The sequence below is a fragment of the Sediminibacterium sp. genome (assembly GCF_019264485.1).
Lineage (GTDB): Bacteria > Bacteroidota > Bacteroidia > Chitinophagales > Chitinophagaceae > Sediminibacterium.
On record NZ_JAHVAA010000011.1, the window covers coordinates 219,159 to 244,821 of the forward strand.

Here is a 25,663-nt window from a genome sequence, read left to right on the forward strand (position 1 = left end):
CTTATGGCCCAACCCGTTTATGAAAGGCATACTTATGAAGTGTACAATTATCTATACAGGCTCGCCCAAAAAGGAATAGTGGAGTTTAACGATAATGTGAGGCCTCTCAGCAAAACCTATATTCATTCAGTATTGGATTCGGCAGCAATTCGGATAGCTGAATTAAGTGAAACAGAGAAAAAAGAACTGGCGTTTTATCTGAGGGAGTTTAAAGAAGGAGAACGTAAACGCATCTTATCTGCCAAAGGAGAAGGGTTTACCCTTTATTCAGACCCGATCCTCACTTCTTCCTATACAGGTGGAAAAGGAACGGATGTGAAATCAACAAGCCTGGGGATTAATTTCTGGGGAAGGATAGGTAAGAACCTGGGTTACCAGTTTTCATTTCATGATATTAATGAAAAAGGAAAGGGACTGGATACGGCTAAAAAGTCTTTGTTTGCCGGTAATACAACAGGAATCGTTAATCAAACCCCCTTTGCTACCAGCAGTGCAAGTTTCACTGAGTTAAGGGCCAATCTTCGCTATGAATTTAAAAATGGTGCGGTAAGTGTAGGACAGGATTATTTATTGTGGGGATATGGTGAAGCAGGACGTTTGGTATTATCTGATAAAGCACCCGTTTATCCGTATATCCGGCTCGATTACCAGCCTTTGCCCTGGCTCAAGTTTAACTATACCCATGCATGGCTTCGTTCGAATATGGTCGACTCATCTCGTTCCTATCCTATTCCAACCGGTAATGGATACAGAACAGTTGAAATTTCAAAATACATGGCTTCACACAGTATTGATATCAACCTTACCAAAAAACTTGTTTTATCATTGGGCGAATCGATTATCTACAACGACCGCCTGAATATCGGATACCTGATTCCCATCATGTTTTTTAAGGCAATTGACAACAATTCGAACTCTACTTTTCTGGAGAGGGGGTCGAATGGCCAGTTCTTTTTTCAGTTAAGTTCAAGGAATCAACTAAAAAACACACACCTCTACGGTACTCTTTTTATAGATGAAGTAAGACTTACAGGATTGTTTAATAAAACAAAACAACGTAACCAGCTCGGTTATACAGTAGGAGGTTCTCTGACAGATGTTGCCGGAATCAATTACCTCACCCTTGGAGCTGAATACACACGTGTTCGTCCGTTTGTGTACAGGAATATATTGTCTGCACAGAACTATGTTCACCAGGGTTATCTGATGGGTGACTGGATTGGCAGTAATGCCGACAGACTGATTGTTTATACCCGTTATACACCTGTTCAACGTTTGAAACTTTATGCACGCTATACGCATCTTCGTAAAGGTGGCCCGGGTACATTGGATCAGCAATACCTTCAACAACCCCAGCCATCATTCCTCTTCGATTTTCAACAACGATCGGATGAATTTTTATTCAATGCATCTTACGAATATATTCACCGCCTTTACCTGAATATGCAATTGCGCAGGTTTGACCAGCAGAACATAATTAATTTGGGATTGACGTATGGGCTGTAGAGAAACAGAGGAACAGAGAAATGTCGAATGTTCAACTTCGAAATTGGATATTCCTCTGTTTCTCTGTTCTTCTGTTTCAATACGCGTTTTCGTCTCCTTTGATCATATTTACAATGGTCTGGAAAATAATCTGGCAGTCGAGCCAGAAGTTCCAGTTTTCAATATACCAGAGATCGTAGTTGACGCGTTTGTGCATGTCGTCGGGGTGGATGGTTTCGCCGCGGCTGCCGTTTACCTGTGCCCATCCGGTAATACCGGGTTTTACAAGGTGGCGCAGCATATAGTTGGGAATAATATCTTTTGACTCCAGTGATAATGGTATGGGATGGGGTCTTGGTCCTACGATCGACATACTGCCCAGTAATACATTGATGAATTGAGGGAGCTCATCCAAGCTGGTTTTTCGTAAAAAACGGCCAACACTTGTTACACGTTTATCATTTCGTTTTGCCTGTTCAAAACCATTTCCTTCTTCTTCCACTGCCCTCATATACATAGTTCTGAATTTATAACAGATAATCTTCCTGTTATTGAGTCCCCATCTTTCCTGTTTGAATAAGATAGGTCCGCGTGAATTTAGTTTAATGGCAATGGCAATAATGGGTGCGAGCCAGCTGTATATGAGCAACAGGAAAATAATTGAAAATAAGAGGTCGAATACTCTTTTAAAGAATTTATTTTCTGCTTCGTCCAGCGGAAAATAACGTAAGCCAACAACCGGGAAACCTGCATAGTTGGTTACTTTAAAAGAAGGAAGACCGTGTCGGCCGAAATCCTGTATAAGATTTACTCTTTTTGTATTTTTCTCACATATATCAATTACATAATCAATCTTCTCAATTTCGTCGTTGGGTAGTGCAAGAAAAACTTCATCGATATTATTATTTTTGAGTAAGTCTGGGAGTTGTTGAAGACGGCCCAGGTATTTACCATTAAAAGAGTGGTGTTCAGTATCGTCGATTACACCAACAAGATTGTATTTAAGGTTATTGTTTAAGATACCTGTTCTGTAAAAATTAGCCGCCAATGCACCGGCGCCCACAATCAATATATTTTTTTCGTACTTGTATTGTTTTCGGATAAAGGCAACCGTTACCCGGAAAAAATATTTCTGAAATGGTACGGTGGCAAAAATTAATATGTGGTAATAAAATACAAGGGAACGATACACCTGAAAGTCTTCATAAAAAAGAAAGAGCAAAAAGATAAGCAGCAGCAGGTGGGTGGCCAGGTGACGGAGAAAAACAGTCATCTCCTGTGAAAAAGAAAAGATGGTGATTTCGCCATAGAGTAAGAAAATGCGTGCCGAGATATACCATATCAACAAACTGCTGCCAAATATTACAACCAGGGGCGGCCAGAGGATATGCAAAAACTTTCCTGTGTCGATAAAAGAAGCCACTGCAAAACAAATCAGCAGCAGGATTAAATCCAGGGTAATTCTGACTAAATAATTAATTTGGTTTCCTTTGAACATCTCCAGGATGGATTTAGGTGCAATATATAGCCTTATTATTATATTTAGTTGTCGGCTATTGGCTGTTAGCCATTAGCCGTTAGGTGTTAGCTATTAGGGGTTAGGAAGAAAAAGAAATAATTCCCCCTAACAGCTAATAGCTAACGGCTAACACCTAACGGCTAATAGCTAATCCCTCCCCCATACGCCCTTTTGCCACAGTTTTACTAATTTCGCATCATGTCTGAAATGTCGATAAGGGTACGTATTGTAAATGCATCACAAAATCCCTTACCTGTATATGCAACTGTCGGTTCATCAGGAGTTGATATCAGGGCTCATCTCGAACAAGCTATTACCATTAAGCCTTCTGAGCGCATGTTAGTACCAACAGGTATTTTTTTGGAAATACCTCTTGGCTATGAAATCCAGATTCGCCCCCGCAGCGGCCTGGCCATTAAACAGGGTATTACCTGTTTAAATACACCGGGAACCATTGATGCAGATTACAGGGGAGAAGTAAAAGTGATACTGATTAACCTTTCTTCCGAAGAACAAACCATTCAGCCCGGTGACAGGATAGCCCAAATGGTATTACAAAAAGTTGAAAGGATTGAATGGGAGGCAACAGATACTTTGGATGAAACAGAAAGAGGAACGGGAGGGTTTGGAAGCACGGGGAGGATTTGATGATGTTAGATGTCAGATGTTAGATGTCTGATGTCGGATGTCTGATGTCGGATGTCTGATTTGATGTGGGATTTTGGAATGGAGGGATTAAGGGGGAGGATTTGATGATGTCGGATGTCTGATTTGATATTGGGTTTCGAATGGAACTGGAACTACTTGTTGACTTGAAGAATTTGGCTGTTAACAATTTTGTTGATTTATGAATGCTGTGTTTTTATGATTGTAAAACAAAATCAAGGGAGAAGAATGAATGATAATATATCAATTGTGATTAAAAAACTTGCAGCTTGTAGCTTGCAGCTTGCAGCTAAGAACTCACAGCTCACAGCCCACAGCTCATGGCTCAAATCCTGCAGCTTGTGGCTTGCAGCTTGCAGCTTCTTTCTCTTCTCCTGTAAAACGGTGAAGAAAGTAGAGCAGATTCAGGAAGCTATTACCAAAAAAGATACGGCCCAGGTAGTGGTGATTAAAGAAACACCGGTAGTTGATTCTGCAGCCATCGTAGCAGATATCATGAGTAAAGTGGCAAAAAATAAAATCGACTTCAACACTTTTAATGCCAAAATCAAAGTTGATTATGAGGGGGCAGAAAAGAATGATAATTATACTGTATACCTCAGCATGAGAAAAGACAGCGTAATCATTATCCGGGTGAAAGGCTCATTTCTGGGTATTTCTGCAGAGGGGCTTCAACTGAAGATTAATAAAGACAGTTTGATACTGGTTCGGAAAGTGGGTGAGAAATATGTAATGAACCGCTCCATCAGTTATTTACAGGAAGTGACAGAAATACCTTTCGATTTTGCCACCCTGCAGGATATGCTGATAGGGAACCCTGTTTTTATGAGTAATAACCTTGTTTCTTATAAAAACAGCAACTCGCAATTATTGGTGGTTATGGTGGGAGAATTATTCAAACACCTGATTAACCTCGATAAATCGGATAACAGGGTCTTGTATAGTAAACTCGATGATGTAGATGTGCAACGCAACAGAACCTGTGATATTACTTTCAGCAATTACCAGCCTTTGGGTACCTATCTCTTTGCAACCAACCGGAAAATTTCGATGGCAGAGAAGTCTAAACTCGATATTTCGCTTGATTTCAAGGAATTTACGTTAAATGATCCGTTAAAATACAATTTCGATCCACCGAAAAACTACAAGCGTAAGTAATTTACCACTAATTTATTCGTTATATAGCTTGTTCATCTGACTCTGGTCCAAAATTGTAATCATGTTTAAATCTCTTTTTTGTTTTCTTGTTTCCTGTATTCTGGTAATGGGTGGCTATGCCCAGCAAACCCGTGAAGAGTTGCAGAAACAGGAGCAGGAATTAAAAAAAGAACTGGCCGAACTGAACCAGTTGCTTTCCCAGACCCAGAAAAACAAAAAGCTTTCATTAAGCCAGCTGGCCATCATCAAGCGAAAAGTGGCCATGCGCGAACAATTGGTGAACTCCATCAACCGCCAGATCAGGGATCTTGATAATACCATCTTCCTGAATGAAAGAGATATCTATCGTCTCAGAAGAGAATTGGATACGCTGCGGGTGAAATATGCAAAAAGCATTGTGTTCGCCTACAAAAACCGAAGCAGCTACGAATACCTCAATTTTATATTCTCCTCGAAAAGTTTTAATGATGCAATCAAGCGGATTACCTACCTGAAAAGTTATCGTCAGAACAGGGAAACGCAGGCAGAAGCCATTATTCAGTCTGAAGAATTACTGAAAACCAAAATTGAAGTACTGAGCAGTAATAAAAAAGAACGTATTACCACACTGGAAAAACAAAGTGAACAGTTAAAGGTATTACAGGATGATAAAAAAGTACAGGATCAGGTGGTGGCACAGTTAAAGGGGAAAGAAAAAGAATTATCTACACAGATACAAAACAAAGAGAGACAGCGTCAGAAAATGCAGCAGGCGGTAATGGCTATTATCAGAAGAGAAGCTGATGAAGCAGCCAAACGTGCCAAACAAAAAGTTGCTGATGATGCCAAAAGAGCGGCAGCCAATAATACCAAACCAGCTGATGCTCCTGCAAAAACAAATACAAACACGGGTACCACAAAAAATACAAGCATCAACGAGCCGTTGGAAGCAAGACCGGTTACCGACAGACCTTATACACCTTTTGAATCGACACCGGAAGGACGTGAAACATCGATTCAGTTTGAACAAAATAAAGGACGATTGCCCTGGCCTGTTGATAAAGGAAATGTATATGTACCTTTTGGACTTTCAACTGTTCCGGGCACAAAACTTACACAGAAAAGTGATGGCATACAGATTGCTTTACCCGAGGGCTCCTCTGTAAAAAGTGTGGCCGATGGAGAAGTGGTATATGCGAGTGAGATCAATGGCGATCTGGTAGTGTTTGTTCGACATGGTAAATACTTCACTTCTTATAACCAGTTATCTGCTATCTCCGTATCTGTTGGTCAGCAGGTGAAAGCCGGCTCAGTACTCGGCCGCTCCGGTAAAAGTATTGATGGTGAAGGCGCCATCATCTTCATGATCAATAATGAAAAAGGAACGTTGATGAATCCTGAGCATTGGTTGAAACCGAGGCGGTAATAAACAGAAGAACAGAGAAACAGAGGAATACTCAATTTCGAAATTGGATATTCCTCTGTTTCTCTGTTGTTCTGTTTTCCTATCTTAGGGTATGCAACAATACATCCTCTCCTTCGATCAGGGTACCACCAGTAGCCGGGCTATTGTATTCGACCGGGCAGGTGCCATATGTGCCATTGCACAGAAAGAATTCAAACAGATTTTTCCGCAGCCGGGTTGGGTAGAACATGATGCCAATGAAATATGGAGTACCCAGTTGGGTGTGGCAGCGGAAGCTATTACCAAGGCCGGACTTACCGTACAGCATATTGCAGCTATTGGTATTACCAATCAGCGCGAAACAACGGTAGTATGGGATAAGGTTACGGGTCAGCCTCTTTATCATGCCATAGTGTGGCAGGACAGAAGAACGGCTTCGTTTTGTGATAAGCTGAAAGCGGCTGGCAAAGCATCTGTGATTCAGGAGAAAACAGGGCTGATTATTGATGCCTATTTTTCTGCAACAAAAATCAGTTGGATACTTGATCATGTATCAGGAGCAAGAGAAAGAGCTGAAAAAGGGGAACTTTGTTTTGGTACCATCGACACCTGGCTGGTATGGAAACTCACAAACGGAAAAGTGCATGTAACAGATGTTTCGAATGCATCGCGCACCATGTTGTTTAATATCCATTCACTTTCCTGGGATAATGATCTGCTTGAACTTTTTAATATTCCCAAAGCCATACTTCCTGAAGTAAAAAGCAGTAGTGAAGTATATGGTTATACCCAGCATATTCTTACCGCACATAATATTCCCATTGCAGGTATGGCCGGTGATCAGCAGGCTGCATTATTTGGTCAGTTGTGTACGCAGCCCGGTATGGTGAAGAATACTTATGGTACCGGTTGTTTTATGCTGATGAATACAGGAGAAAAAGCTGTTCCTTCTTCCAACCACCTGCTTACTACCATTGCCTGGAAAATAAAAGGTGTTACGCATTATGCATTGGAAGGCAGCGTATTTATTGCAGGTGCCGTTGTTCAATGGTTAAGAGATGGCTTGGGTATTATTCGCCAGTCGGCCGAGGTTGAAACATTGGCGGCATCTGTAAAAGACAGTGAAGGAGTATATATGGTACCCGCTTTTGCGGGTTTGGGTGCTCCTTACTGGAACCAGCATGCTCGTGGTACCATTACAGGCATTACCCGTGGCACTACTGCTGCACATCTGGCGAGGGCCTCATTAGACAGTATTGCTTATCAGACCATGGATGTATTAAAAGCAATGGAAGCCGACTCAGGTATTGCCATCAAAGAATTAAGGGTGGATGGGGGAGCCACTGCTAACAATTTATTAATGCAGTTTCAGAGTGATTTATTGAATACAAAAGTAGTTCGTCCTACTATTGTTGAAACAACTGCTCTTGGTGCTGCATACCTGGCCGGACTGGCAGTAGGTTATTGGACAAGTATTGAAGATATTCAACAACAATGGCAGATAGACCGCGCATTTTCTCCGGCGATGCCCGATGAAGAAAGAAGCCGTCTGGCCGCAGGATGGAAAAAAGCTGTAGGTGCAGCGGAATATGGAACGGAATAGTAGGCGGTAAGAACAAAATAAAAGAGTGCAAGGCACAGGAGACAAGACACAAATACAAGGAGCAAGACACAAGGCACAAGACACAAGTTTTTTTAAAATCCGACATCTGACATCCGACATCTGACATTTCCAATCTTGCTTTATGAACCGAGCCACACAACTGCAACAATTAAAAGAAGATACCCTCTGGGATATGGTGGTGATTGGTGGCGGGGCTACCGGCTTAGGTATTGCAGTGGATGCAGCTTCGCGGGGCTATAAGATTTTATTGGTGGAACAGGCTGATTTTGGAAAGGGTACTTCCAGCCGATCAACCAAACTGGTACATGGAGGAGTTCGTTACCTGGAACATGGTAATATTAAACTGGTGAAAGAAGCATTGCGTGAAAGAGGCTGGTTATTAAAAAATGCACCACACCTTACTTCTGTACAGCCTTTTGTAATACCTGTAAGAAGGTTCTGGCAAAAATGGTATTATGGCCTCGGGTTAAGGTTCTACGATCTTTTATCGGGCAAGCTTTCACTTGGACAAACAAAATTATTATCAGCAAAAGAAACTGTTGAATTGTTACCTGCGCTTGATGCAAAAAAAGTGAAAGGGGGCATATTGTATTATGATGGTCAGTTCGATGACAGTCGCTTGTGCATCGACCTGGCTTCCACGGCTGTTTTGCATGGTGCCACACTGGTTAATTATTGCAGGGTGATCGCACTGGTAAAAGAAAAAAAGAAGATTGTAGCAGTAAAACTAAAACTGACTGATAGTGATGAGGAACTGGAGATCAGTACAAAATCGGTAATCAATGCAACGGGTGTTTTTACAGATAGTATTGTTCAAATGGATGATCCTGGCAGCGAACAAATGGTTGACCCATCGCAGGGTATTCATCTCGTAGTTGATAAAATACATTTTCCGGGTACACATGCATTAATGATTCCGAAAACAGATGATAAACGGGTTTTATTTGCTGTGCCCTGGTATAATAAAGTGGTGATAGGAACAACCGATACCCCCGTTGATGAGGTAACGGAAGAGCCATTGGTACTGGAGGAAGAAGTAGATTATATCCTGGAACATATCAACCGATATATTTCACCTGCTATTGAGCGATCATCCATTTTATCTGTCTTTGCCGGGCTGCGTCCCCTGGTTCGTTCAAAAGAAGGAACCAGTACGGCACTTTTATCGCGCGATCATACGATTGTAGTATCTGCCAGTGGTCTTGTAACCATTACAGGTGGTAAATGGACCACTTACCGTAAAATGGCAGAGGATGCGATTGATAATGCTGTTTTTATTTCAAAACAGGATAAGCGTTTATGCGTCACTAGAAATTTACCGATAGGGGATCCGATAGCTACAATACAGAAAAAAGAAAACCTGATAAAGGAAAGACCCGAACTTGATCAGTTATTACATCCAGATTTTAATTATAAATGGGTGGATGTAGTATATGCAGTGCAGCATGAAATGGCCATCACTGTTGAAGATGTGCTGGCGAGAAGAACAAGGATACTTTTTTTGGATGCAAAAGCCGCTATGGATTGTATGGATATTGTCATTAACTTGATGCGTGAAACTTTAGGTGAATCGGAAGCGTGGGCCAGTGATCAACAAAGAATATTTCTTGATTTGGCAGAAGGATATCGGTAGGAGGATGTTAGATGTCTGATGTCGGATGTCTGATGTCGGATGTCTGATGTGGGATTTGATATGAGGGCTTATAAAAATTTATCTCTTGCAGCTTGTTGCTTGAAACTTTCTAATAGTAAACGAATTGAAACTTACTGTATGACAACATTCTTAGCTGAACTACTCGGTACTGCTTTAATGATTATGATTGGAAATGGTGTGGTGGCCAATGTGGTTCTGCCCAAGACAAAAGGCAATGGCGGTGGATTACTTGCTATTTGTTTTGGCTGGGGGTTGGCTGTATTTGTAGCCGTTTATGTAACTGCTTCTGTGAGCGGTGCACATTTGAATTCTGCAGTTACAATAGCACTAGCAGCCGCCGGAAAATTTTCTTGGCAGGAGGTACCCCTGTATTTAACTGCCCAGTTATTGGGTGCCATGCTGGGTGCTTTTTTTGTATGGGCCACTTATCGTCAGCATTTTGATGCTGCAGAAGACGCCGGAGCAAAACTGGCTTCGTTTTCTACATCAGCTTCTATCAGTAATCCGGTTCAGAACCTGTTATCTGAAATCATTGCAACCACTGTTTTTATACTGGCTATCCTGTTTATTACCAAAGCCGATCATAGTCTTGGTTCACTCGATGCTTTACCCGTAGCATTACTGGTAATAGGTGTGGGGCTGGGGTTGGGCGGACCTACCGGCTGGGCTATCAATCCTGCCCGCGATCTGGGCCCACGTATCATGCATGCTATTCTTCCCATCAAAAATAAAGGAGGCAGTAACTGGCGCTACAGCTGGATACCGGTACTCGGGCCAATCATCGGAGCATTGATTGCAGTAGTGATTTTTAAGTTGCTTGCTTAAAAGAAAATTATAAGCCACAAGCACGATAAGATATAAAGGGGAGGTTAAGAGCTGTGAGCTGTGAACTTCGAGCTACTAGCTACTAGCTATTAGCTTTTTTACAATTAATCAACTTAAAAATAAATCCTACATCTGACATCTGACATCTGACATCCTACATCTTACATCCTCTTTCTATTTATTTCTCATGAATGGTAAATTCAGGTAACTGTTTTGGGTTTTGCGTTTGCGTTGTGTGGCCGGGCGCTGGTATTCATTATAATAAATGCGGAGCAGAATAATAAAGTAGGAGATAAGCAGGGGACCAAAAATTAGTCCGGTAATACCAAAATAATGCAGCCCCATGATAACACCTAATACGGTGATGATGGGATGTACATCGGCCATTTTTTTTGCCAGCAGAAAACGAACCACATTATCCATACTGCTGAGTAATACCGCCCCCCAGAGCAGCATAAAAATACCCTGCCAGTTTTGTCCGGTTACAAGCATATACGCACCTACCGGAATCCAAACCAGTCCTGTACCCACAATTGGGATAACAGAGGCGAAGCCGGCAACGACAGCCCAGAAGCCGGGATTGCTCATGCCAGTGATTAATAAGGCGATATAGGCAAATAAACCCTGTATAACGGCGATGAGGGGTAATCCTACGGCATTACTGAAAGTTTGAGCCCTTAGTTCACGGCCAAATAATGCAATCTGACTTCTTTTAAAAGGGAGAAAAAGAAACAGGGCCGCTTCCATACGGTTGGCATTCATGATCATAAAGTATAGGAAGAAATACATCATGATTATGGAGCTGAATAAATTGGCTCCCTGTGTTAATGCGGTAGAAACAAAATTGGTGACATATGTCTGCAATTTGATCATATTCTCATCCGAGAATAAACTGAACTGAAGTTCTTTTTGAAGAAAATGATCCAGTTGAGAAAGGGGCTCAGACACTGTGGAGAAATCTTTGGCAACAAGGGCTATCTCCTGGTACATCATGGTACCCAATACGGATACTGGAAGTAAAATGATAAAAAATGAACTCAGGATCACCAGTATGGCTGCCCATGACCTCCGCCAGTTTTTTCGCTTCACCAGCCAGTCGACAGGTTTCTTACTCAATACATAAAACATAATGGCTGCCAGGAATGCAGTGAAAAAAGCCATCAGACTATAAATCAGGAATAACCCGATAATGAGGATAAAAGCAAGAAAAATATATCGGTTAACCTTATGTTCGGGTGTATTTTGCATGGCGCTAAATTATAATATATTAATCCTTTTCTCAGTTAAAATACTGTTTTATCAGCGAATTCTGTGAGGAGGGTTGTTTTGAGCTACAAGCTGTCAGCTTCAAGCTACAAGCAGAAGCTGTCGCTAAGAGCGATAAATCACCTTATTTATAAGTGTGTTTAGCTTACCGCTTGTAGCTTGTGGCTTGTAGCTTGAAGCTGGCAGCTTTTGTGGGTAAAATTTAGTTGATGGATTTGCCATTTTTTAGGGCACATCCCCTTACCTTTGCCGCCAAATCGGAAAACCTGTTTTCCGTGCCCGGAAGGGTATATTTTAAAACCTAATTATATCTCCTGATATGGCTACAAAAGGTAAGATCAAACAGATCATCGGTGCGGTGGTTGACGTTCATTTTCCTGATAAAACTTTGCCTGAAATCTACAATGCACTTGAGATTTCCAAAGAAACTGGTGAAAAACTTGTTCTGGAAGTGCAACAGCACCTCGGTGAAGACAGTGTTCGTACAATTGCAATGGATGGTACGGAAGGACTGGTACGTGGAATGGAAGTGATCGACACCGGTAAAGCGATTGCCATGCCAATTGGTGAGGGCATTAACGGACGTTTATTTAATGTTACCGGTGATGCTATTGATGGTTTGCCACAGGTAAGTAAAGCGAATGGTCGCCCTATCCATAATAAACCACCTTTATTTGAGAACCTGAGTACAGCTACAGAAGTACTGTTTACGGGTATCAAAGTAATCGATCTGATTGAGCCTTATGCAAAAGGTGGTAAGATTGGTTTGTTTGGTGGTGCGGGTGTAGGTAAAACCGTATTGATTCAGGAACTGATTAACAATATTGCAAAAGGTCATGGTGGTTTGTCGGTATTTGCCGGTGTGGGTGAGCGTACCCGTGAAGGTAATGACCTACTGCGTGAAATGATTGAAGCCGGCATCATGAAATATGGTGACGCTTTCAAGCATAGCATGGAAGAAGGTGGATGGGACCTGAGCAAAGTGGATATGGAAGGGTTGAAAGAATCAAAAGCCACATTCGTATTTGGACAGATGAACGAACCTCCCGGTGCACGTGCACGTGTGGCATTGTCTGGTTTAACCATTGCCGAATATTTCCGTGATGGAGATGGTACCGGTAAAGGAAAAGACATCCTGTTCTTCGTAGATAATATCTTCCGTTTTACCCAGGCAGGTTCTGAGGTATCGGCCCTCTTGGGTCGTATGCCATCAGCGGTAGGTTACCAGCCTACACTGGCAACGGAAATGGGTCTGATGCAGGAACGTATCACTTCAACCAAAAATGGTTCTATTACCTCTGTACAAGCGGTATATGTACCTGCGGATGACTTGACTGACCCTGCTCCTGCAACAACATTTGCCCACCTGGATGCAACTACGGTATTGAGCCGTAAGATTGCCGATTTGGGTATTTATCCTGCGGTGGATCCATTGGATTCAACTTCAAGGATCCTTACACCGGCCGTAGTGGGAGAAGCGCATTATGAAACGGCCAACCGTGTAAAACTGATTCTTCAGCGTTATAAGGAGCTGCAGGATATTATTGCCATCCTCGGTATGGATGAATTGAGTGAAGAAGATAAAATGACCGTTCAGCGTGCCCGTAAAGTACAACGTTTCCTGAGCCAGCCATTCCATGTGGCTGAACAGTTTACCGGTCTGAAAGGTGTATTTGTAAGCATTGAAGATACCATCCGCGGTTTTAACGCTATTATGGACGGTGAAGTAGACGAATATCCTGAAGCAGCATTCAACCTGGTAGGTACATTGGAAGATGCCATTGAAAAAGGTAAGAAATTGTTGGAAGCAGCAAAAGGCTAGATTTAATTTGAAAATTTGGGAATTTGAAAATTTGAAAATGGAGCGAGTCTCATTTTTAAACTTTTATACAAACAATGTTTTTTTTGATTTCCCGATTTTCAAATTTTCAAATTTTCAAATTTTCAAATTACTATGACCCTCGAAATATTAACACCCGAGAAAAAGCTGTATAGCGGAGAAGTATACGGGATTCAATTACCCGGTATTACCGGATTATTTGAAGTACTCGATCAGCACGCTCCACTGGTAAGTGCGTTGGGGAAAGGCAATGTGAAGATTCTGAAAGATAAAACCAATACAGAACTGTATAGTATACAGAGTGGTTTTGTAGAAGTATTGAATAATAAGGTGACGGTTTTGGTAGAGGGTGCATCTGCCATTTGAGCCTAATGGGTTACTGAACACTTGAAAATAAATAAAAGCTCCGGTTTCTACCGGAGCTTTTTTATTTTCAAGTGTCTCGTTCGGCTATAAGCTGACACAAAAATCCTGTAAACACTGTTCTAACGCTTTGTAAATTCATTATTGCAGGTCAGGTGATGATTTATAGCTGAAACTAATGTATGCCCGGAAGAATAAAAGATTACGATTCTGCAGATTTGGTTCTGTCAACTATTACTTTAATCATGGTATCAAGCTCTGTGGCAGATTCTTTGAGATAGTGCAATAACTCTGTTTCCGATAAGTCATTTTTTTTCAATTCGTAAAGTGTCAATAAGCCAATAATATTTGCCACTGGCTTACGAATTTCATGAGATTGCATCCAGGCAATTTTTTTCAACTGCTTGTTTTGCGCTAACATTTTTTCCTGCAATAGCTGAGTTTCAGTAATATCATGATTAATGCCAATTAGCCTGATTGGTTGGTTAGCAGCGTTGCGGATACATTTTACATTACCCGCAATAATCCTGACCTCCCCATTGGGTCTGATGATGCGAAACTGTGCAAATAATGGTGTATTGGATTTAAGTATTTCCTCTATAGCTTTTTCAGTAGCTGGTAAATCATCGGGATGGACTTTGCATGTAAAGTCTTCCATCTGGTGATGAAAATCTTCTTTTTTCACACCATAGATATCATGCATTTTATTATCCCATATCAACCGGTTATTGATAAAATCAAATTCCCATACACCGAAGTTGAGCAAATGAGAAGCCAGCAAAAGCCTTTCTGCTTCTGAAAAAAAGAAGTTATGAATATACTGCTGGGGGGTAGTCAAGTATTAAATTCAGTATAAGGTAGTAAATCAAATTGGTAAAACAGGCATAGATTGGCTTAAAAAACTGAAAAAGCGTGCTTTCAGTTGAGCTGAGGGTCCAGGGGATAGTTGATCATCTGACTATATTCTCCGCCCAGTTCAGCCAGTGCCTTTTTCCAGATAGCACTTGCTTCCGTATGAAAAATCAAACCTTTATTGGCTGGTCTGGTGATCCAGCTTTTTTCGTCCAATTCGCCCTGAAGCTGGAGTTCGCTCCATCCGCTGTACCCGATAAAGAAACGCAGATCACCAGGTAGCAGTTCTTTTGTTTGAAGCAATGCCAGTACTGCGGGAAAATTACCGCCCCAATATACCTGCTCGGTTACTTTACTGCTGCCCGCAATAAGATCGGGCCGCTGGTGCAGAAAGTGTAATGTATCTTTTTGTACTGGTCCGCCTTCGAGTAAGGGAATATGAAGACCTGCTGCTTCGGGTACCACATCTTCCAAACTAATACCAAGTGGTTTATTTAGAACGAAACCGAAGCTGCCTTCATTCTGGTGTTCGCAAAGGAGTACAACTGTCCTTAAAAAATTAGGGTCTTTCAGAAACGGGTCAGAAATAAGTAATATACCAGGCTGTAAGAGATCCATAATGAAAAGTTAAGCTAAACATTTTAATCATGCAAGCAGCCGGGGGGCGTTAAAAAGGTGATAAACATAGCCAATACCTGTTTGCTACTTGTAACAGACCATTATATTTGTATGGATGAAGAGAACTTTCCCCGTTATCGTCATACTGATTACGCTCTCACTGCTTGGACTTTTTATCGTACAAAGTTCATGGCTGAATAATTTATTGGAAATCAGGAATACCGAATTCAGGAGTAAGGTAGATAATGCGGGAGGCAGGGTTGCCATACAACTGAATGGTGCGGCAAAAAGTACACAATCACTTCGTTTACCCAAGAGAGGCGGACTTACTTTTAATTCAGATTTTCACCTGCATGTATTAAAACCCCCAACCATTGACCAGCGGTACAGTGTACAGGATATCTATCGGATGATCAGAACAGAATTGGAAACAGAAGGTATACGCGATATTAATTTTGAATATGCCATAATAGCTCCTTCAGAAGATATTGAAATGTCGACCCGAAATTTTTCAAAAGAATATTGGGATACAGTGGTAAACAGACGCCATTATTTTGGAATTGTTCCTGAAAGCGGATCTGATTTTGAAGGGATCAGTAGTATTGAAACACTTGTAATTGTAGTACCTGATTTTAAGAAACAGGTTTGGGCCTCGCTTAAATGGGAATTGATAGGTGCCCTGGTATTCATGCTCATTATCATTGCTGCTTTTTATGTAACCATACGATCATTGCTGAATCAGAAAAAATTGAGTGAAATAAAGAGTGATTTCATCAATAATATGACGCATGAGTTCAAGACACCATTGGCCACGATATCATTGGCTGTTGATGCGATCAGGAATGATAAAGTGCAGGCAGACCCTACGAAGATGAAATACTTCAGTGGTATTATCAAGGAAGAAAATATTCGCATGAATAAGCATGTGGAAACAATTCTTCAGGCTGCATTAATGGAGAAACAGGAATTAAAACTCAATGAAGTTCCATTACATGTACATGAAGTGATACAGCATGCACTCGATAACCACCAGTTACAGTTACAAGACAAAGAAGGAGTGGTAGAATTATACCTTAACGCAGCGAATGATTTGATTGAGGGCGATGAAGTACATTTCACCAATATGATTTCTAACCTGGTCGACAATGCCATTAAATATTCTAAAGACAAGCCCATCATTCGTATTACCACTCACAGCACTGCCCGTAGTATTGTAATTCGTGTGGAAGACAATGGTATTGGAATGAATAAAGAAACCCTCAAACGGATTTTCGAAAAATTTTACCGTGCACATACCGGTAATCTCCATAATGTAAAAGGGTTTGGTTTGGGTATGAGTTATGTGAAAACAGTTATTGATGCACACAAAGGCAAAATAAAAGTAGACAGCACTTTAGGGAAAGGAAGCAGTTTCACACTTGAAGTTTCTTTGAAAAAAGGAAATGCATAGGAGGTGGTATAGCTGCTGGCCACGAGCTGCCAGCTACTAGCTTTTCAGGAAAATCTTTTTCTTACTAACTTTGGTAATAGCTTATAGCTAATAACTACTGATTAGCACCATAATAAACAACCATCACCATAACTCAGGAACCTGAATTGATGGTCGAGTGCATAATCATAAATTGTTCTCCAGTCAGATCCGGTAATGGCAGCCACGAGTAATAATAGTGTTGATTGTGGCTGATGAAAATTCGTAATTAATGCGTGGATGATCCTGAACCTGTACCCGGGTGCAATAATAATCCTGGTTTTAGTGATCAGTCTATCTGTATTGTTCAATTTCAGCCAGTTTAATAAAGCATCTAAGGCCACACCGGGATCAGCCTGTTCGTCTTTTTCATACGGTTCCCACTGCTCAACCAGTAAAGCTGCTGTATTAATGTTTGGGTGATGTATAATTTTTACCCCTAACCAGTATAAACTTTCAAGCGTGCGTAAGGAGGTGGTGCCGACTGCAATAATCTTATCAGACAAATGTTTTTTTATTTCTTCAATCGTTTCAACAGATACATCAATAAACTCAGCATGCATATCATGATCCTGCATGAGTTGGGCCTTAACAGGTTTAAAAGTTCCGGCACCAACATGTAAGGTTACAAATGTGGTATTTATGTTAGCTGCCTGCAGTGAAGAGAGTAAGGATTCGGTGAAATGCAATCCTGCAGTAGGCGCCGCAACAGAGCCATCATATTTTGCATAAACTGTCTGGTACCTGTCATGATCCGTTGTTTCAGCCGCCCTGTTCATATAAGGGGGTAGGGGCAAATTACCAGCGGCATGTAATACTTCTGCGAAAGAAATATCGGGGTTGTTCCAATGGAAAGCAATGATATAATAGTCTTGTACCTGTTCAATTTTTTGGGCAGTAAGTGAAACGGATAAACCTTTGTATAAAAAAGATAAAGAGAGAAAAGGCTCCTTCCATTTTTTGGCGCCACCTATCAGGCATTTCCAGTATACTTCTTGTTTTTGTAACATGGCCGTTGTAATATCAGCATAACGGTCATCTGGTTCCAGACAGAATATTTCGATAAGCGTACCGGTTTCTTTCTTAAAATATAATCGTGCTTCCACTACTTTGGTATTGTTGAACACCAGCAAGCTGTTTGAAGGAATTAAGGAAGGGAGGTTACTGTAAACAGCACTATCAATCTGTTGGTTGCGAAATACCAGCAGTTTACTCTGGTCTCTTTCTGCTAATGGATAACGTGCAATTTTTTCTTCAGGTAAATCATAGATATAATCCAGTATCGATAAATCTTTAGGATGTTTCATTGCACAATATTGAAGCGGCAAAGTTAGTGTGGGAGAGCTTTACAGTTATATCATTTCTTTCTCCGAACAAGTTTTAAGCCGCTCCATTCTTCACTCACTGCGCAAACTTTTATATCAACCCATCCGGCTGGTAGAATAATGTCTCTGATACGATCTTCCGTAAGGTCGGTTACTATCCCAGCTGATTTTTTATACCATGACACCCATATACATCCTGTTTCCGCAATTTCTTCAATCAGCCTCGGGAAGAGATTTTTCAGTTCGTTCTGGCTACGAACAAAACAATGAACCATATCGGCTTTTCCACTTTTTACCACTTTTAGGGGTGAAGGAAAGTCAATGAGCCTGGCATAGTCTGCCGGCGCAGCGATAAGCCTGATACGGGTTTCCGGTTGAATGCCCAGTTTCTGCCAAACAGGTTTGCCTGAATATCCGGGGTTAGCCATTATTTAATCTTTTATGGATTGATTTTCAGTGAAATATATGCCAGTTACCGGTTTTAATAGGTTATTCACTCACTATTCACACTAATCCACAATTCATTCACACCCCTTTTTCGAGAAATCTGCTGAAAATCAATGCAGTATTGAATTATAGCGAAATGAAATCTGTGGATAAATACAGTCGCTCCAAATTCGGGTAGAAAGTGGGAAAAAGTGTTATTTTGTGTCAACAAGTGGTAATCATTTAAATATTTATTCACCAATGACCGGATTTCACGGAGAATATGAAGCTACAGTTGACGCGAAAGGGCGTTTTCTGCTTCCTGGCGGACTGAAAAAGCAGTTGCCGGAAGGAGAGAGCCGTTTCATCCTCAGCCGTGGCTTTGAAAAATGTCTCACGTTATATCCATTGAAAAGTTGGGAAATAATTATTGCAAAGATCAGCCAGTTGAATGATTTCGACCCCAAGGTACGCCAATTCCGTCGTCAGTTTTTGGGCGGTGCAACAGAAATAGAGCTGGATAATGCCGGCCGTATGTTGTTACCCGCTTCGCTGAAGGAGTTTGCGGGCTTAAGCAAGGATATCATCCTCGCTGCCGCCCTTGACCGTTTCGAGATCTGGGATGCCGGTAAGTACAAACAGCTCTTTGAGGATTTCTCACCAGAAGCTTTCAGTAGCCTGGCGCAGGAAGTGATGACAGAAAAAATTTGAAAATGAGGCAATTTGTCCAAAGGACTCCGATGGGAGAAAATTTGAAAATGAAATACATGTGCTGCTTCATTTTCGGCTTTTCTCAGATAGTCGTATTTCCAAATTTCCAAATTTCCAAATTTCCAAATTGATCATTTTTCAAATTTCCAAATTGAATCAAGGTTATCACATCCCCGTCCTCTACAATGAAACCCTGGAAGCATTGTCTATCCGACCCGATGGTGTATATGTGGATTGCACTTTTGGAGGTGGTGGACATAGCAGGGGGATATTAGCGCAGCTCAATGAAAAAGGTAAGCTTATTGCCTTTGATCAGGATGCTGATGCGCAACGTAATATTCCCGACGACAAACGAGTGGTATTTGTGCCACAAAATTTTCGTCACCTGCAACGCTTTCTTCGTTTGCATGAGATTACTACCGTCGATGGCATTCTTGCCGATCTGGGTGTAAGCAGTCATCAGTTCGATGAAGGTGATCGCGGATTCTCTATTCGCTTCTCCGGTCCGCTGGATATGCGGATGGACAGACGTCAGTCGATCAGTGCGGCGGATATTGTACGCAGCTACACCGAACAGCAATTGCATAAAATGTTTGAGCAATATGGGGAAGTCAGCAATTCAAAAACGCTGGCACGTCATATTGCACAACAACGCAATCATCTGCAGGTGCAAACCATTGAACAGTTCAAGGCGCTGATTAGTACTGTGGTGAAAGGAAATCCTAATAAGTATTTGGCTCAGGTATTCCAGGCGCTTCGTATGGAAGTAAACGATGAAATGGGGGCATTGAAAGAAATGCTGCAGCAGGTTCCTGCTGTGCTTAAAACAGGTGGCCGTGTAGCCATCATTACTTTTCATTCCATAGAAGACAGGCTGGTAAAGAACTTTTTCCGGCAGGGGAGTTTCGACGAAACACCAGATAACCCCTTATTGTCTGTGGAGAAAGAACAGGTGTTGAAAGTGATCACAAAAAAACCGATATCAGCAGCAGCGGAAGAGATTAAGCAGAATACAAGAAGCAGAAGTGCAAAACTGAGAGTAGCTGAACGGGTGTAAGCAGTGAGTAGTGAATAGTCGGTGGTGAGTTGAAAAAAAATTAAATGTCTGAAACAGAAAAAATACAGCAAAACAAAAATCCACTGAGAGGGTTGTTCAACTATCAATGGATACTGAAGAATATTCCATTCTTCCTGTTTTTATCAGTATTGGCTGTATTGTATATCGCAAACGGACATATGGCAGATAAGACGATCAGAAACATAAATAACACTACCAAAGAGCTGAAAGAATTACAATACGAATATAAGACGCTGAAGAGTGAAGTGATGTTTAAGAGTGAAGAACAACAAGTGATAAAAGCAACAGAGCCATTGGGATTGAAGGTGATTAAAGAAACACCTGTGAGGCTGAAGAGTGAGAAGTGAAAGGGGAATGGTGAGTGGTGAATGGTGAGTGGGGAATGGTGAGTGGTCAATGGTGAGTAGTTAGTAATTGATTAAACATAAAGGATCCTTTTTGTGAAGCAGGGAGGGTTCGGGTGAATTGAATAAAATATACCAAACCAGCTTGGAAGTAAAACGCGACATATTATGGAGAGTCTACCTCAGTTATATACTGGTAGTGCTGGTATGTGTGGCCATTTTTGGTAAAGCGGTGTATATACAACAGGTAGAGGGAAGTTACTGGAGAAGCATGAGCGATAGCCTGCATCAGCGTATCGATGAAATTGAAGCAGAGCGTGGAACCATCTATAGTGAAGATGGACAAATGTTAAGTACCAGCATTCCGCAGTTTGATATCTATATGGACTTTCGTGTAGAATCGCTGCGCGCTAAAAATGGATTGTTGTTCCGGGAAAATATTGATTCGCTGAGTTATTACCTGGCCAATTTATTTGGCGATCAGAGTAAGGATGATTATAAAGCATTGTTGAAGCAGGGATATAAAAACAACGACGCTTATTTTCTGCTAAAGAAAAAAATATCATTCAGGGAATATGAAGAACTCCGCAGGTTTCCTTTATTCAAACTGGGCAGGTATAAAAGTGGATTGATTGCGAACGAAAAAACCATTCGTCTCAATCCATACAAAATGCTTGCGTTCAGAACCATTGGTCTGGCAAGAGATGCCAACAAAGTAGGTCTGGAAATGACTTACGACAGTATACTGAAAGGCAGGAACGGGAAGCAATTGGTGCGTTCTATTGCAGGTGGTGTTTATGTTCCTGTTGATGCAGATACCTATGAAATAGAGCCCGAAACAGGAAAAGATATTGTGAGTACCATTGATGTGTTTATACAGGAAGTAACAGAAAATGCATTGATGAAGATGATGGTGAAGAATGAAGCTGAATATGGAACAGCGATTGTGATGGAGACAAAAACAGGAAAGATTAAAGCAGTGGCCAATCTTGGAAAAAGGGGTGAAGGTGTGTACTGGGAAGATTTCAATTATGCTATCAGTCCTTCAGAACCCGGATCAACTTTCAAGCTGGCCACTATGATTGCACTGTTGGAAGATAAAAAAGTAAACCTTAATCAGGGTGTAGACCTCGAAGGAGGTACCTGGAAAGTAGCTGGTCAGGTGGTGTACGATAGCGAAAAACATGGTCGTAATGTGGTGTCTGTGAAACAGGCATTTGAACTCAGTTCTAACGTGGGAATGGCAAAACTGGCAGTGGCACATTATTCAGCTAACCCGTCACGTTTTATCAGTCACCTGAAAAAAATGCGGATGGATACACTTACAGGCATTGATTTGACCGGCGAGCGTAAACCTACCATTTTCAAACCCGGACATAAACTCTGGGGTCCTACAACACTTCCCTGGATGGCATTTGGTTATAACCTGTCTGTAAGTCCATTACAAACTTTGGCACTCTATAATGCTGTAGCGAATAATGGTAAGATGATGAGACCTTATCTCGTAGGAGCAGTAAAAGAAGAAGGGGTATTGCAGAAATCTTTTTCGCCTGTAGTAGTTGATGAAAAAATATGCAGTGATGAAACGCTTCGTCAATTACGTGAATGTTTGGAGGGTGTTTGTATATCAGGAACAGGGGCATTGCTGTTTAAAGAAACACCATACAGGGTAGCGGGCAAAACCGGAACAGCACTGGTGGCCAATGGTAACAGGGGTTATGCCGATAAAGTATATCAATCATCATTTGCGGGTTATTTCCCGGCCGATGATCCGCAATATACCTGCATCGTTGTTATTAAAAACAAACCACATGCACCTGTTTATTATGGTGGCTCCGTTGCAGGCCCGGTGTTTAAAGAAATAGCAGATCGTTTATACAGCACTTATGTAAGGGTAAATAATCTCACAAAAAAATCGGTAGGTATCGATAGCAGCTATTTTGCCTATGCAGGTTTTAAAACAGACTTAACCACTGTTACAAAAAAATTAAATATTCCTTTTAAAGATTCGACCAAACGGATTGATGAGTGGGTAGCGGTAAGTGGTAGAGATAAAATAATTACGCTCAATACAAAAGCAGTTACAGATAAATCCATGCCACAGTTAAAAGGAATGGGTTTGAAAGATGTGGTGTACCTGTGTGAAAACCTGGGATTAAAAGTTCAGGTACAGGGAAAAGGTAAAGTAGTAGCCCAATCGGTACAGGCAGGTGAAATAATTGCAAAAGGACAACTGATAAATATAGCACTCAATTAATATGACGAAACTACAGGACATATTATATAGGGTACACCTGAAACAGGTGCATGGAAGTACGGACATCACTGTTTCCGGTATTCAGATAGATTCCAGAAAACTGGAAGCGGGAAATGTATTTATTGCCATTAAAGGTGCTTTGTCTGATGGACATCTGTTCATTGAAAAAGCCATAGCTGCTGGTGCTACAGTTATTGTTTGCGAAACAATGCCTCAGTCGGTGCAGAATGGCATTACATACCTCGAAGTGGCCGACTCGCAGGAAGCAGTTGCTTATATGGCACACCAGTTTTATGATGAACCTTCTGCAAAAGTTAAACTGGTAGGTGTAACCGGTACCAATGGTAAAACCACCATTGCTACTGTACTTTTTAAACTGTTTTCAAGATTCGGCTATAAATGTGGACTCATCAGCACTGTACAGAATCAGGTGGGTGATGAAATTATTCCTTCAACGCATACCACTCCTGATGCTGTTAGCCTGAATGCATTACTGAAACTGATGGCAGATGCCGGTTGCAGTCATGTATTTATGGAATGCAGCAGTCATGCTATTCATCAGCACCGCATAACGGGGTTACAGTTTGCAGGTGCATTGTTCAGCAATATCACACATGATCATCTTGATTATCATAAAACATTTGACGAGTATATCCGCGTAAAGAAATCATTCTTCGATCATTTACCCGCATCTGCTTTTGCTATTTCAAATGCAGATGATAAACGCGGAGACGTGATGTTGCAGAATACACAGGCATCCAAATACCTGTACAGTCTTAAAACAGTATCGGCTTTTAAAGGAAAAATCCTGGAGAATGCACTGACAGGATTGATTATGACGGTGAATGGTAAAGAAGTGCATTTCAGGTTGATTGGAGAGTTTAATGCTTACAATCTGCTGGCTGTATATGGAGCTGCGGTTTGTTTAGGAGAAGATAGTGACGAAGTATTAACTGCATTGAGCATGTTAAGTGGTGCCGAAGGGCGATTTGATTATGTAATCAGTAGCGGATTGATTATTGGTATTGTAGACTATGCACATACACCCGATGCATTGGAAAATGTGTTGATGACGATTAAAAAATTAAGAAAAGGACATGAGCAGGTAATTACTGTGGTGGGATGTGGTGGTGACAGGGATAAAACAAAGCGCCCTGTGATGGCACAAACCGCATGCGACCTGAGCGATAGGGTAATTCTAACCAGTGATAACCCCAGAACAGAGGAACCTGAAGCTATACTGAAAGACATGGAAACAGGATTAAGCAGTTCGGCAAAAAGAAAATATATCAGTATCACAGACAGGAAAGAAGCAATCAGAATGGCAGTAAGTTATGCTGGTCCGGAAGATATTATACTGGTAGCGGGAAAAGGGCATGAAAAATACCAGGATATAAAAGGAGTGAAATATCCTTTTGATGATAAACAGGTATTACTGGAAATGTTTGCAGCACTTAATAAATAACAATAACAAAATTAAACCACCTTATGCTGTATCAATTATTTACATGGCTGAAGCAGGAATTTAATGTACCGGGTGCAGGTATGTTCCAGTTCCTGACATTCAGGATAGCAATGGCCGTGTTGCTATCGCTGGTAATTGCTACAGTATATGGCAAACGCCTGATCTTATTTCTGCAAAAAAAGCAAATCGGTGAAACAGTTAGAGAGCTTGGATTGCAGGGGGAGCACCAGAAAAAAGGTACCCCAACCATGGGTGGTGTTATTATTCTGTTGAGTATACTGATCCCAACTTTATTATTTGCCAATCTGGATAAAGTATATATCCGTTTAATGGTATTGTGTACAGTGTGGCTGGGTATTATCGGTTTTCTGGATGACTATTTTAAAATCAAAGCAAGAAGAGCTGCTTTACAAAAAGGAGAATCATACAAGAAAAAAGACAGTGATGGGTTGGCGGGTATTTCTAAGATTATCGGACAGGTAGGATTGGGTATTATTATCGGCACTACTTTATACTTCAGTAATGCAGTAACGGTAGAGAGAGAAATTATATCAACCAATGCTGTTGAGTTACAGAAAGGAGAACGACTGGCGAAAGACACCAATGTAATTGTAAGAAATATCAATGGTGTAGAAAGAAGATACGTAAAAGTAAAAACACCTATCACCACTATTCCTTTTGTAAAAAATCATGAGTTCAATTACAGTAAACTGATTAGCTGGATGGGTGAGGGTGCAGAAAAATATACCTGGATCATTTATATCCTGATTGTCACTTTCATCATCACTGCAGTGTCAAATGGAGCCAATATAACAGACGGGCTTGATGGTCTGGCGGCAGGTGTGAGTGCCATTATTGGAGTGGCATTGGGCGTATTTATTTATGTGAGTGGTAACTACGTATTGGCCGATTACCTGAATGTAATGTATATACCCAATCTTGGTGAACTATCCATTTTCGTAGGTGCGTTTGTAGGAGCCTGTATTGGGTTTTTATGGTACAATGTATATCCGGCTCAGGTATTTATGGGCGATACTGGGAGTTTGGCATTGGGCGGTATTATTGCTTCACTGGCCATTATTGTAAGAAAAGAATTACTGATTCCCATTTTCTGTGGCGTGTTCCTCGTAGAACTGGTGAGTGTGATGCTGCAGGTGAGTTATTTCAAGTATACAAAGAAAAAATTTGGTGAAGGCAGAAGAATATTTCTCATGAGCCCTCTTCACCATCATTACCAGAAGAAAGGATTTCATGAAAATAAAATTGCTATCAGGTTCTGGATCGTAACAGTATTGTGTGTGGTGATGTCGATCCTGACACTGAAAATGAGATAAT

The 25,663-nt window shown here is 41.2% G+C and carries 22 protein-coding genes; 16 read left to right on the forward strand and 6 right to left on the reverse strand.

Annotated features, from left to right (window positions below):
* Nucleotides 1–3 precede the first annotated feature (3 nt).
* The gene (locus tag KXJ59_RS07160; protein ID WP_295202561.1) at nt 4–1,506 is read left to right on the forward strand and encodes a capsule assembly Wzi family protein; all 1,503 of its coding nucleotides are present in this window, start codon (nt 4–6) and stop codon (nt 1,504–1,506) included.
* 76 nt (nt 1,507–1,582) lie between these two features.
* Here the strand turns inward: KXJ59_RS07160 and KXJ59_RS07165 are convergent, their stop codons facing one another.
* Entirely contained in the window at nt 1,583–2,983 is a 1,401-nt protein-coding gene (locus tag KXJ59_RS07165) for an undecaprenyl-phosphate glucose phosphotransferase (protein WP_295202563.1), read from the reverse strand.
* 219 nt (nt 2,984–3,202) lie between these two features.
* Here KXJ59_RS07165 and dut point away from each other — a divergent pair, with 219 nt between their 5' ends.
* From dut to KXJ59_RS07195, 6 genes are all read left to right on the forward strand, one after another.
* Complete coding sequence (dut, locus tag KXJ59_RS07170; protein ID WP_295202565.1) at nt 3,203–3,652, forward strand: dUTP diphosphatase; 450 nt, start codon at nt 3,203–3,205, stop codon at nt 3,650–3,652.
* A gap of 246 nt (nt 3,653–3,898) precedes the next feature.
* Nucleotides 3,899–4,828 carry a DUF4292 domain-containing protein gene (locus KXJ59_RS07175; RefSeq protein WP_295202567.1) on the forward strand — a complete coding sequence of 310 codons (930 nt, stop codon included), beginning with the start codon at nt 3,899–3,901 and terminating at the stop codon, nt 4,826–4,828.
* A gap of 61 nt (nt 4,829–4,889) precedes the next feature.
* The gene (locus KXJ59_RS07180) at nt 4,890–6,233 is read left to right on the forward strand and encodes a peptidoglycan DD-metalloendopeptidase family protein (RefSeq protein ID WP_295202570.1); all 1,344 of its coding nucleotides are present in this window, start codon (nt 4,890–4,892) and stop codon (nt 6,231–6,233) included.
* Nucleotides 6,234–6,324: 91 nt separating this feature from the next.
* On the forward strand, nt 6,325–7,815 hold the full coding sequence (gene glpK / locus KXJ59_RS07185; protein ID WP_295202573.1) for a glycerol kinase GlpK: 1,491 nt from the start codon (nt 6,325–6,327) through the stop codon (nt 7,813–7,815).
* 142 nt (nt 7,816–7,957) lie between these two features.
* On the forward strand, nt 7,958–9,469 hold the full coding sequence (locus KXJ59_RS07190; RefSeq protein WP_295202576.1) for a glycerol-3-phosphate dehydrogenase/oxidase: 1,512 nt from the start codon (nt 7,958–7,960) through the stop codon (nt 9,467–9,469).
* Nucleotides 9,470–9,607: 138 nt separating this feature from the next.
* Nucleotides 9,608–10,315, forward strand: a complete 708-nt coding sequence (locus KXJ59_RS07195) for an MIP/aquaporin family protein (RefSeq protein WP_295202579.1) — start codon at nt 9,608–9,610, stop codon at nt 10,313–10,315.
* Between the two features lie 174 nt (nt 10,316–10,489).
* Here KXJ59_RS07195 and KXJ59_RS07200 read toward each other — a convergent pair whose 3' ends face one another.
* Nucleotides 10,490–11,563, reverse strand: coding sequence for an AI-2E family transporter (locus tag KXJ59_RS07200; RefSeq protein WP_295202582.1), 1,074 nt, complete (start codon nt 11,561–11,563; stop codon nt 10,490–10,492).
* 337 nt (nt 11,564–11,900) lie between these two features.
* Here KXJ59_RS07200 and atpD point away from each other — a divergent pair, with 337 nt between their 5' ends.
* Together atpD and atpC are read left to right on the forward strand one after the other, a co-directional pair.
* On the forward strand, nt 11,901–13,403 hold the full coding sequence (gene atpD, locus KXJ59_RS07205; RefSeq protein WP_295202585.1) for a F0F1 ATP synthase subunit beta: 1,503 nt from the start codon (nt 11,901–11,903) through the stop codon (nt 13,401–13,403).
* Between the two features lie 132 nt (nt 13,404–13,535).
* On the forward strand, nt 13,536–13,787 hold the full coding sequence (gene atpC / locus KXJ59_RS07210) for an ATP synthase F1 subunit epsilon (RefSeq protein ID WP_295202588.1): 252 nt from the start codon (nt 13,536–13,538) through the stop codon (nt 13,785–13,787).
* A 199-nt stretch (nt 13,788–13,986) separates the two neighbouring features.
* Here atpC and KXJ59_RS07215 read toward each other — a convergent pair whose 3' ends face one another.
* Nucleotides 13,987–14,622 (reverse strand): PAS domain-containing protein, encoded by a 636-nt coding sequence (locus KXJ59_RS07215; protein WP_363265802.1) that lies wholly within the window; start codon nt 14,620–14,622, stop codon nt 13,987–13,989.
* Nucleotides 14,623–14,702: 80 nt separating this feature from the next.
* Nucleotides 14,703–15,254, reverse strand: coding sequence for a YqgE/AlgH family protein (locus tag KXJ59_RS07220; protein ID WP_295202590.1), 552 nt, complete (start codon nt 15,252–15,254; stop codon nt 14,703–14,705).
* 115 nt (nt 15,255–15,369) lie between these two features.
* On the opposite strand from KXJ59_RS07220, the gene KXJ59_RS07225 reads away from it, so the two are divergent.
* Complete coding sequence (locus KXJ59_RS07225; protein WP_295202593.1) at nt 15,370–16,704, forward strand: HAMP domain-containing sensor histidine kinase; 1,335 nt, start codon at nt 15,370–15,372, stop codon at nt 16,702–16,704.
* 101 nt (nt 16,705–16,805) lie between these two features.
* On the opposite strand, the gene KXJ59_RS07230 is transcribed toward KXJ59_RS07225, so the two are convergent.
* Complete coding sequence (locus tag KXJ59_RS07230; protein ID WP_295202596.1) at nt 16,806–18,029, reverse strand: S-adenosylmethionine:tRNA ribosyltransferase-isomerase; 1,224 nt, start codon at nt 18,027–18,029, stop codon at nt 16,806–16,808.
* Between the two features lie 50 nt (nt 18,030–18,079).
* On the reverse strand, nt 18,080–18,475 hold the full coding sequence (locus KXJ59_RS07235) for a hypothetical protein (RefSeq protein ID WP_295202599.1): 396 nt from the start codon (nt 18,473–18,475) through the stop codon (nt 18,080–18,082).
* 220 nt (nt 18,476–18,695) lie between these two features.
* On the opposite strand from KXJ59_RS07235, the gene mraZ reads away from it, so the two are divergent.
* The 6 genes from mraZ to mraY all read left to right on the forward strand — a co-directional run bounded on the left by mraZ (nt 18,696) and on the right by mraY (nt 25,662).
* Nucleotides 18,696–19,184: a division/cell wall cluster transcriptional repressor MraZ gene (gene mraZ / locus KXJ59_RS07240; protein WP_295202601.1), complete on the forward strand. Its 489-nt coding sequence runs from the start codon at nt 18,696–18,698 to the stop codon at nt 19,182–19,184.
* Between the two features lie 151 nt (nt 19,185–19,335).
* Nucleotides 19,336–20,241 carry a 16S rRNA (cytosine(1402)-N(4))-methyltransferase RsmH gene (rsmH, locus tag KXJ59_RS07245; RefSeq protein WP_295202604.1) on the forward strand — a complete coding sequence of 302 codons (906 nt, stop codon included), beginning with the start codon at nt 19,336–19,338 and terminating at the stop codon, nt 20,239–20,241.
* Between the two features lie 44 nt (nt 20,242–20,285).
* Nucleotides 20,286–20,609, forward strand: coding sequence for an FtsL-like putative cell division protein (locus KXJ59_RS07250; protein WP_295202606.1), 324 nt, complete (start codon nt 20,286–20,288; stop codon nt 20,607–20,609).
* Between the two features lie 142 nt (nt 20,610–20,751).
* Nucleotides 20,752–22,863, forward strand: coding sequence for a penicillin-binding protein (locus KXJ59_RS07255; protein WP_295202608.1), 2,112 nt, complete (start codon nt 20,752–20,754; stop codon nt 22,861–22,863).
* A gap of 1 nt (nt 22,864) precedes the next feature.
* Nucleotides 22,865–24,328, forward strand: a complete 1,464-nt coding sequence (locus tag KXJ59_RS07260) for a UDP-N-acetylmuramoyl-L-alanyl-D-glutamate--2,6-diaminopimelate ligase (protein WP_295202610.1) — start codon at nt 22,865–22,867, stop codon at nt 24,326–24,328.
* Between the two features lie 23 nt (nt 24,329–24,351).
* Entirely contained in the window at nt 24,352–25,662 is a 1,311-nt protein-coding gene (mraY, locus tag KXJ59_RS07265; RefSeq protein WP_295202612.1) for a phospho-N-acetylmuramoyl-pentapeptide-transferase, read from the forward strand.
* Nucleotide 25,663: the final 1 nt, after the last annotated feature.

Excerpts from the sequence above, each read along its gene's own strand:
- KXJ59_RS07250 (WP_295202606.1), top strand. The coding sequence starts at position 20,286 with ATGTCTGAAACAGAAAAAATACAGCAAAACAAAAATCCACTGAGAGGG.
- KXJ59_RS07195 (WP_295202579.1), top strand. The coding sequence starts at position 9,608 with ATGACAACATTCTTAGCTGAACTACTCGGTACTGCTTTAATGATTATG.
- glpK (WP_295202573.1), top strand. The coding sequence starts at position 6,325 with ATGCAACAATACATCCTCTCCTTCGATCAGGGTACCACCAGTAGCCGG.
- KXJ59_RS07260 (WP_295202610.1), top strand. The coding sequence starts at position 22,865 with ATGACGAAACTACAGGACATATTATATAGGGTACACCTGAAACAGGTG.
- KXJ59_RS07160 (WP_295202561.1), top strand. The coding sequence starts at position 4 with ATGGCCCAACCCGTTTATGAAAGGCATACTTATGAAGTGTACAATTAT.
- atpD (WP_295202585.1), top strand. The coding sequence starts at position 11,901 with ATGGCTACAAAAGGTAAGATCAAACAGATCATCGGTGCGGTGGTTGAC.
- KXJ59_RS07175 (WP_295202567.1), top strand. The coding sequence starts at position 3,899 with ATGAATGATAATATATCAATTGTGATTAAAAAACTTGCAGCTTGTAGC.
- KXJ59_RS07200 (WP_295202582.1), bottom strand. The coding sequence starts at position 11,563 with ATGCAAAATACACCCGAACATAAGGTTAACCGATATATTTTTCTTGCT.
- KXJ59_RS07190 (WP_295202576.1), top strand. The coding sequence starts at position 7,958 with ATGAACCGAGCCACACAACTGCAACAATTAAAAGAAGATACCCTCTGG.
- KXJ59_RS07165 (WP_295202563.1), bottom strand. The coding sequence starts at position 2,983 with ATGTTCAAAGGAAACCAAATTAATTATTTAGTCAGAATTACCCTGGAT.
- KXJ59_RS07220 (WP_295202590.1), bottom strand. The coding sequence starts at position 15,254 with ATGGATCTCTTACAGCCTGGTATATTACTTATTTCTGACCCGTTTCTG.
- KXJ59_RS07225 (WP_295202593.1), top strand. The coding sequence starts at position 15,370 with ATGAAGAGAACTTTCCCCGTTATCGTCATACTGATTACGCTCTCACTG.
- KXJ59_RS07230 (WP_295202596.1), bottom strand. The coding sequence starts at position 18,029 with ATGAAACATCCTAAAGATTTATCGATACTGGATTATATCTATGATTTA.
- atpC (WP_295202588.1), top strand. The coding sequence starts at position 13,536 with ATGACCCTCGAAATATTAACACCCGAGAAAAAGCTGTATAGCGGAGAA.
- mraY (WP_295202612.1), top strand. The coding sequence starts at position 24,352 with ATGCTGTATCAATTATTTACATGGCTGAAGCAGGAATTTAATGTACCG.
- KXJ59_RS07235 (WP_295202599.1), bottom strand. The coding sequence starts at position 18,475 with ATGGCTAACCCCGGATATTCAGGCAAACCTGTTTGGCAGAAACTGGGC.
- KXJ59_RS07180 (WP_295202570.1), top strand. The coding sequence starts at position 4,890 with ATGTTTAAATCTCTTTTTTGTTTTCTTGTTTCCTGTATTCTGGTAATG.
- dut (WP_295202565.1), top strand. The coding sequence starts at position 3,203 with ATGTCTGAAATGTCGATAAGGGTACGTATTGTAAATGCATCACAAAAT.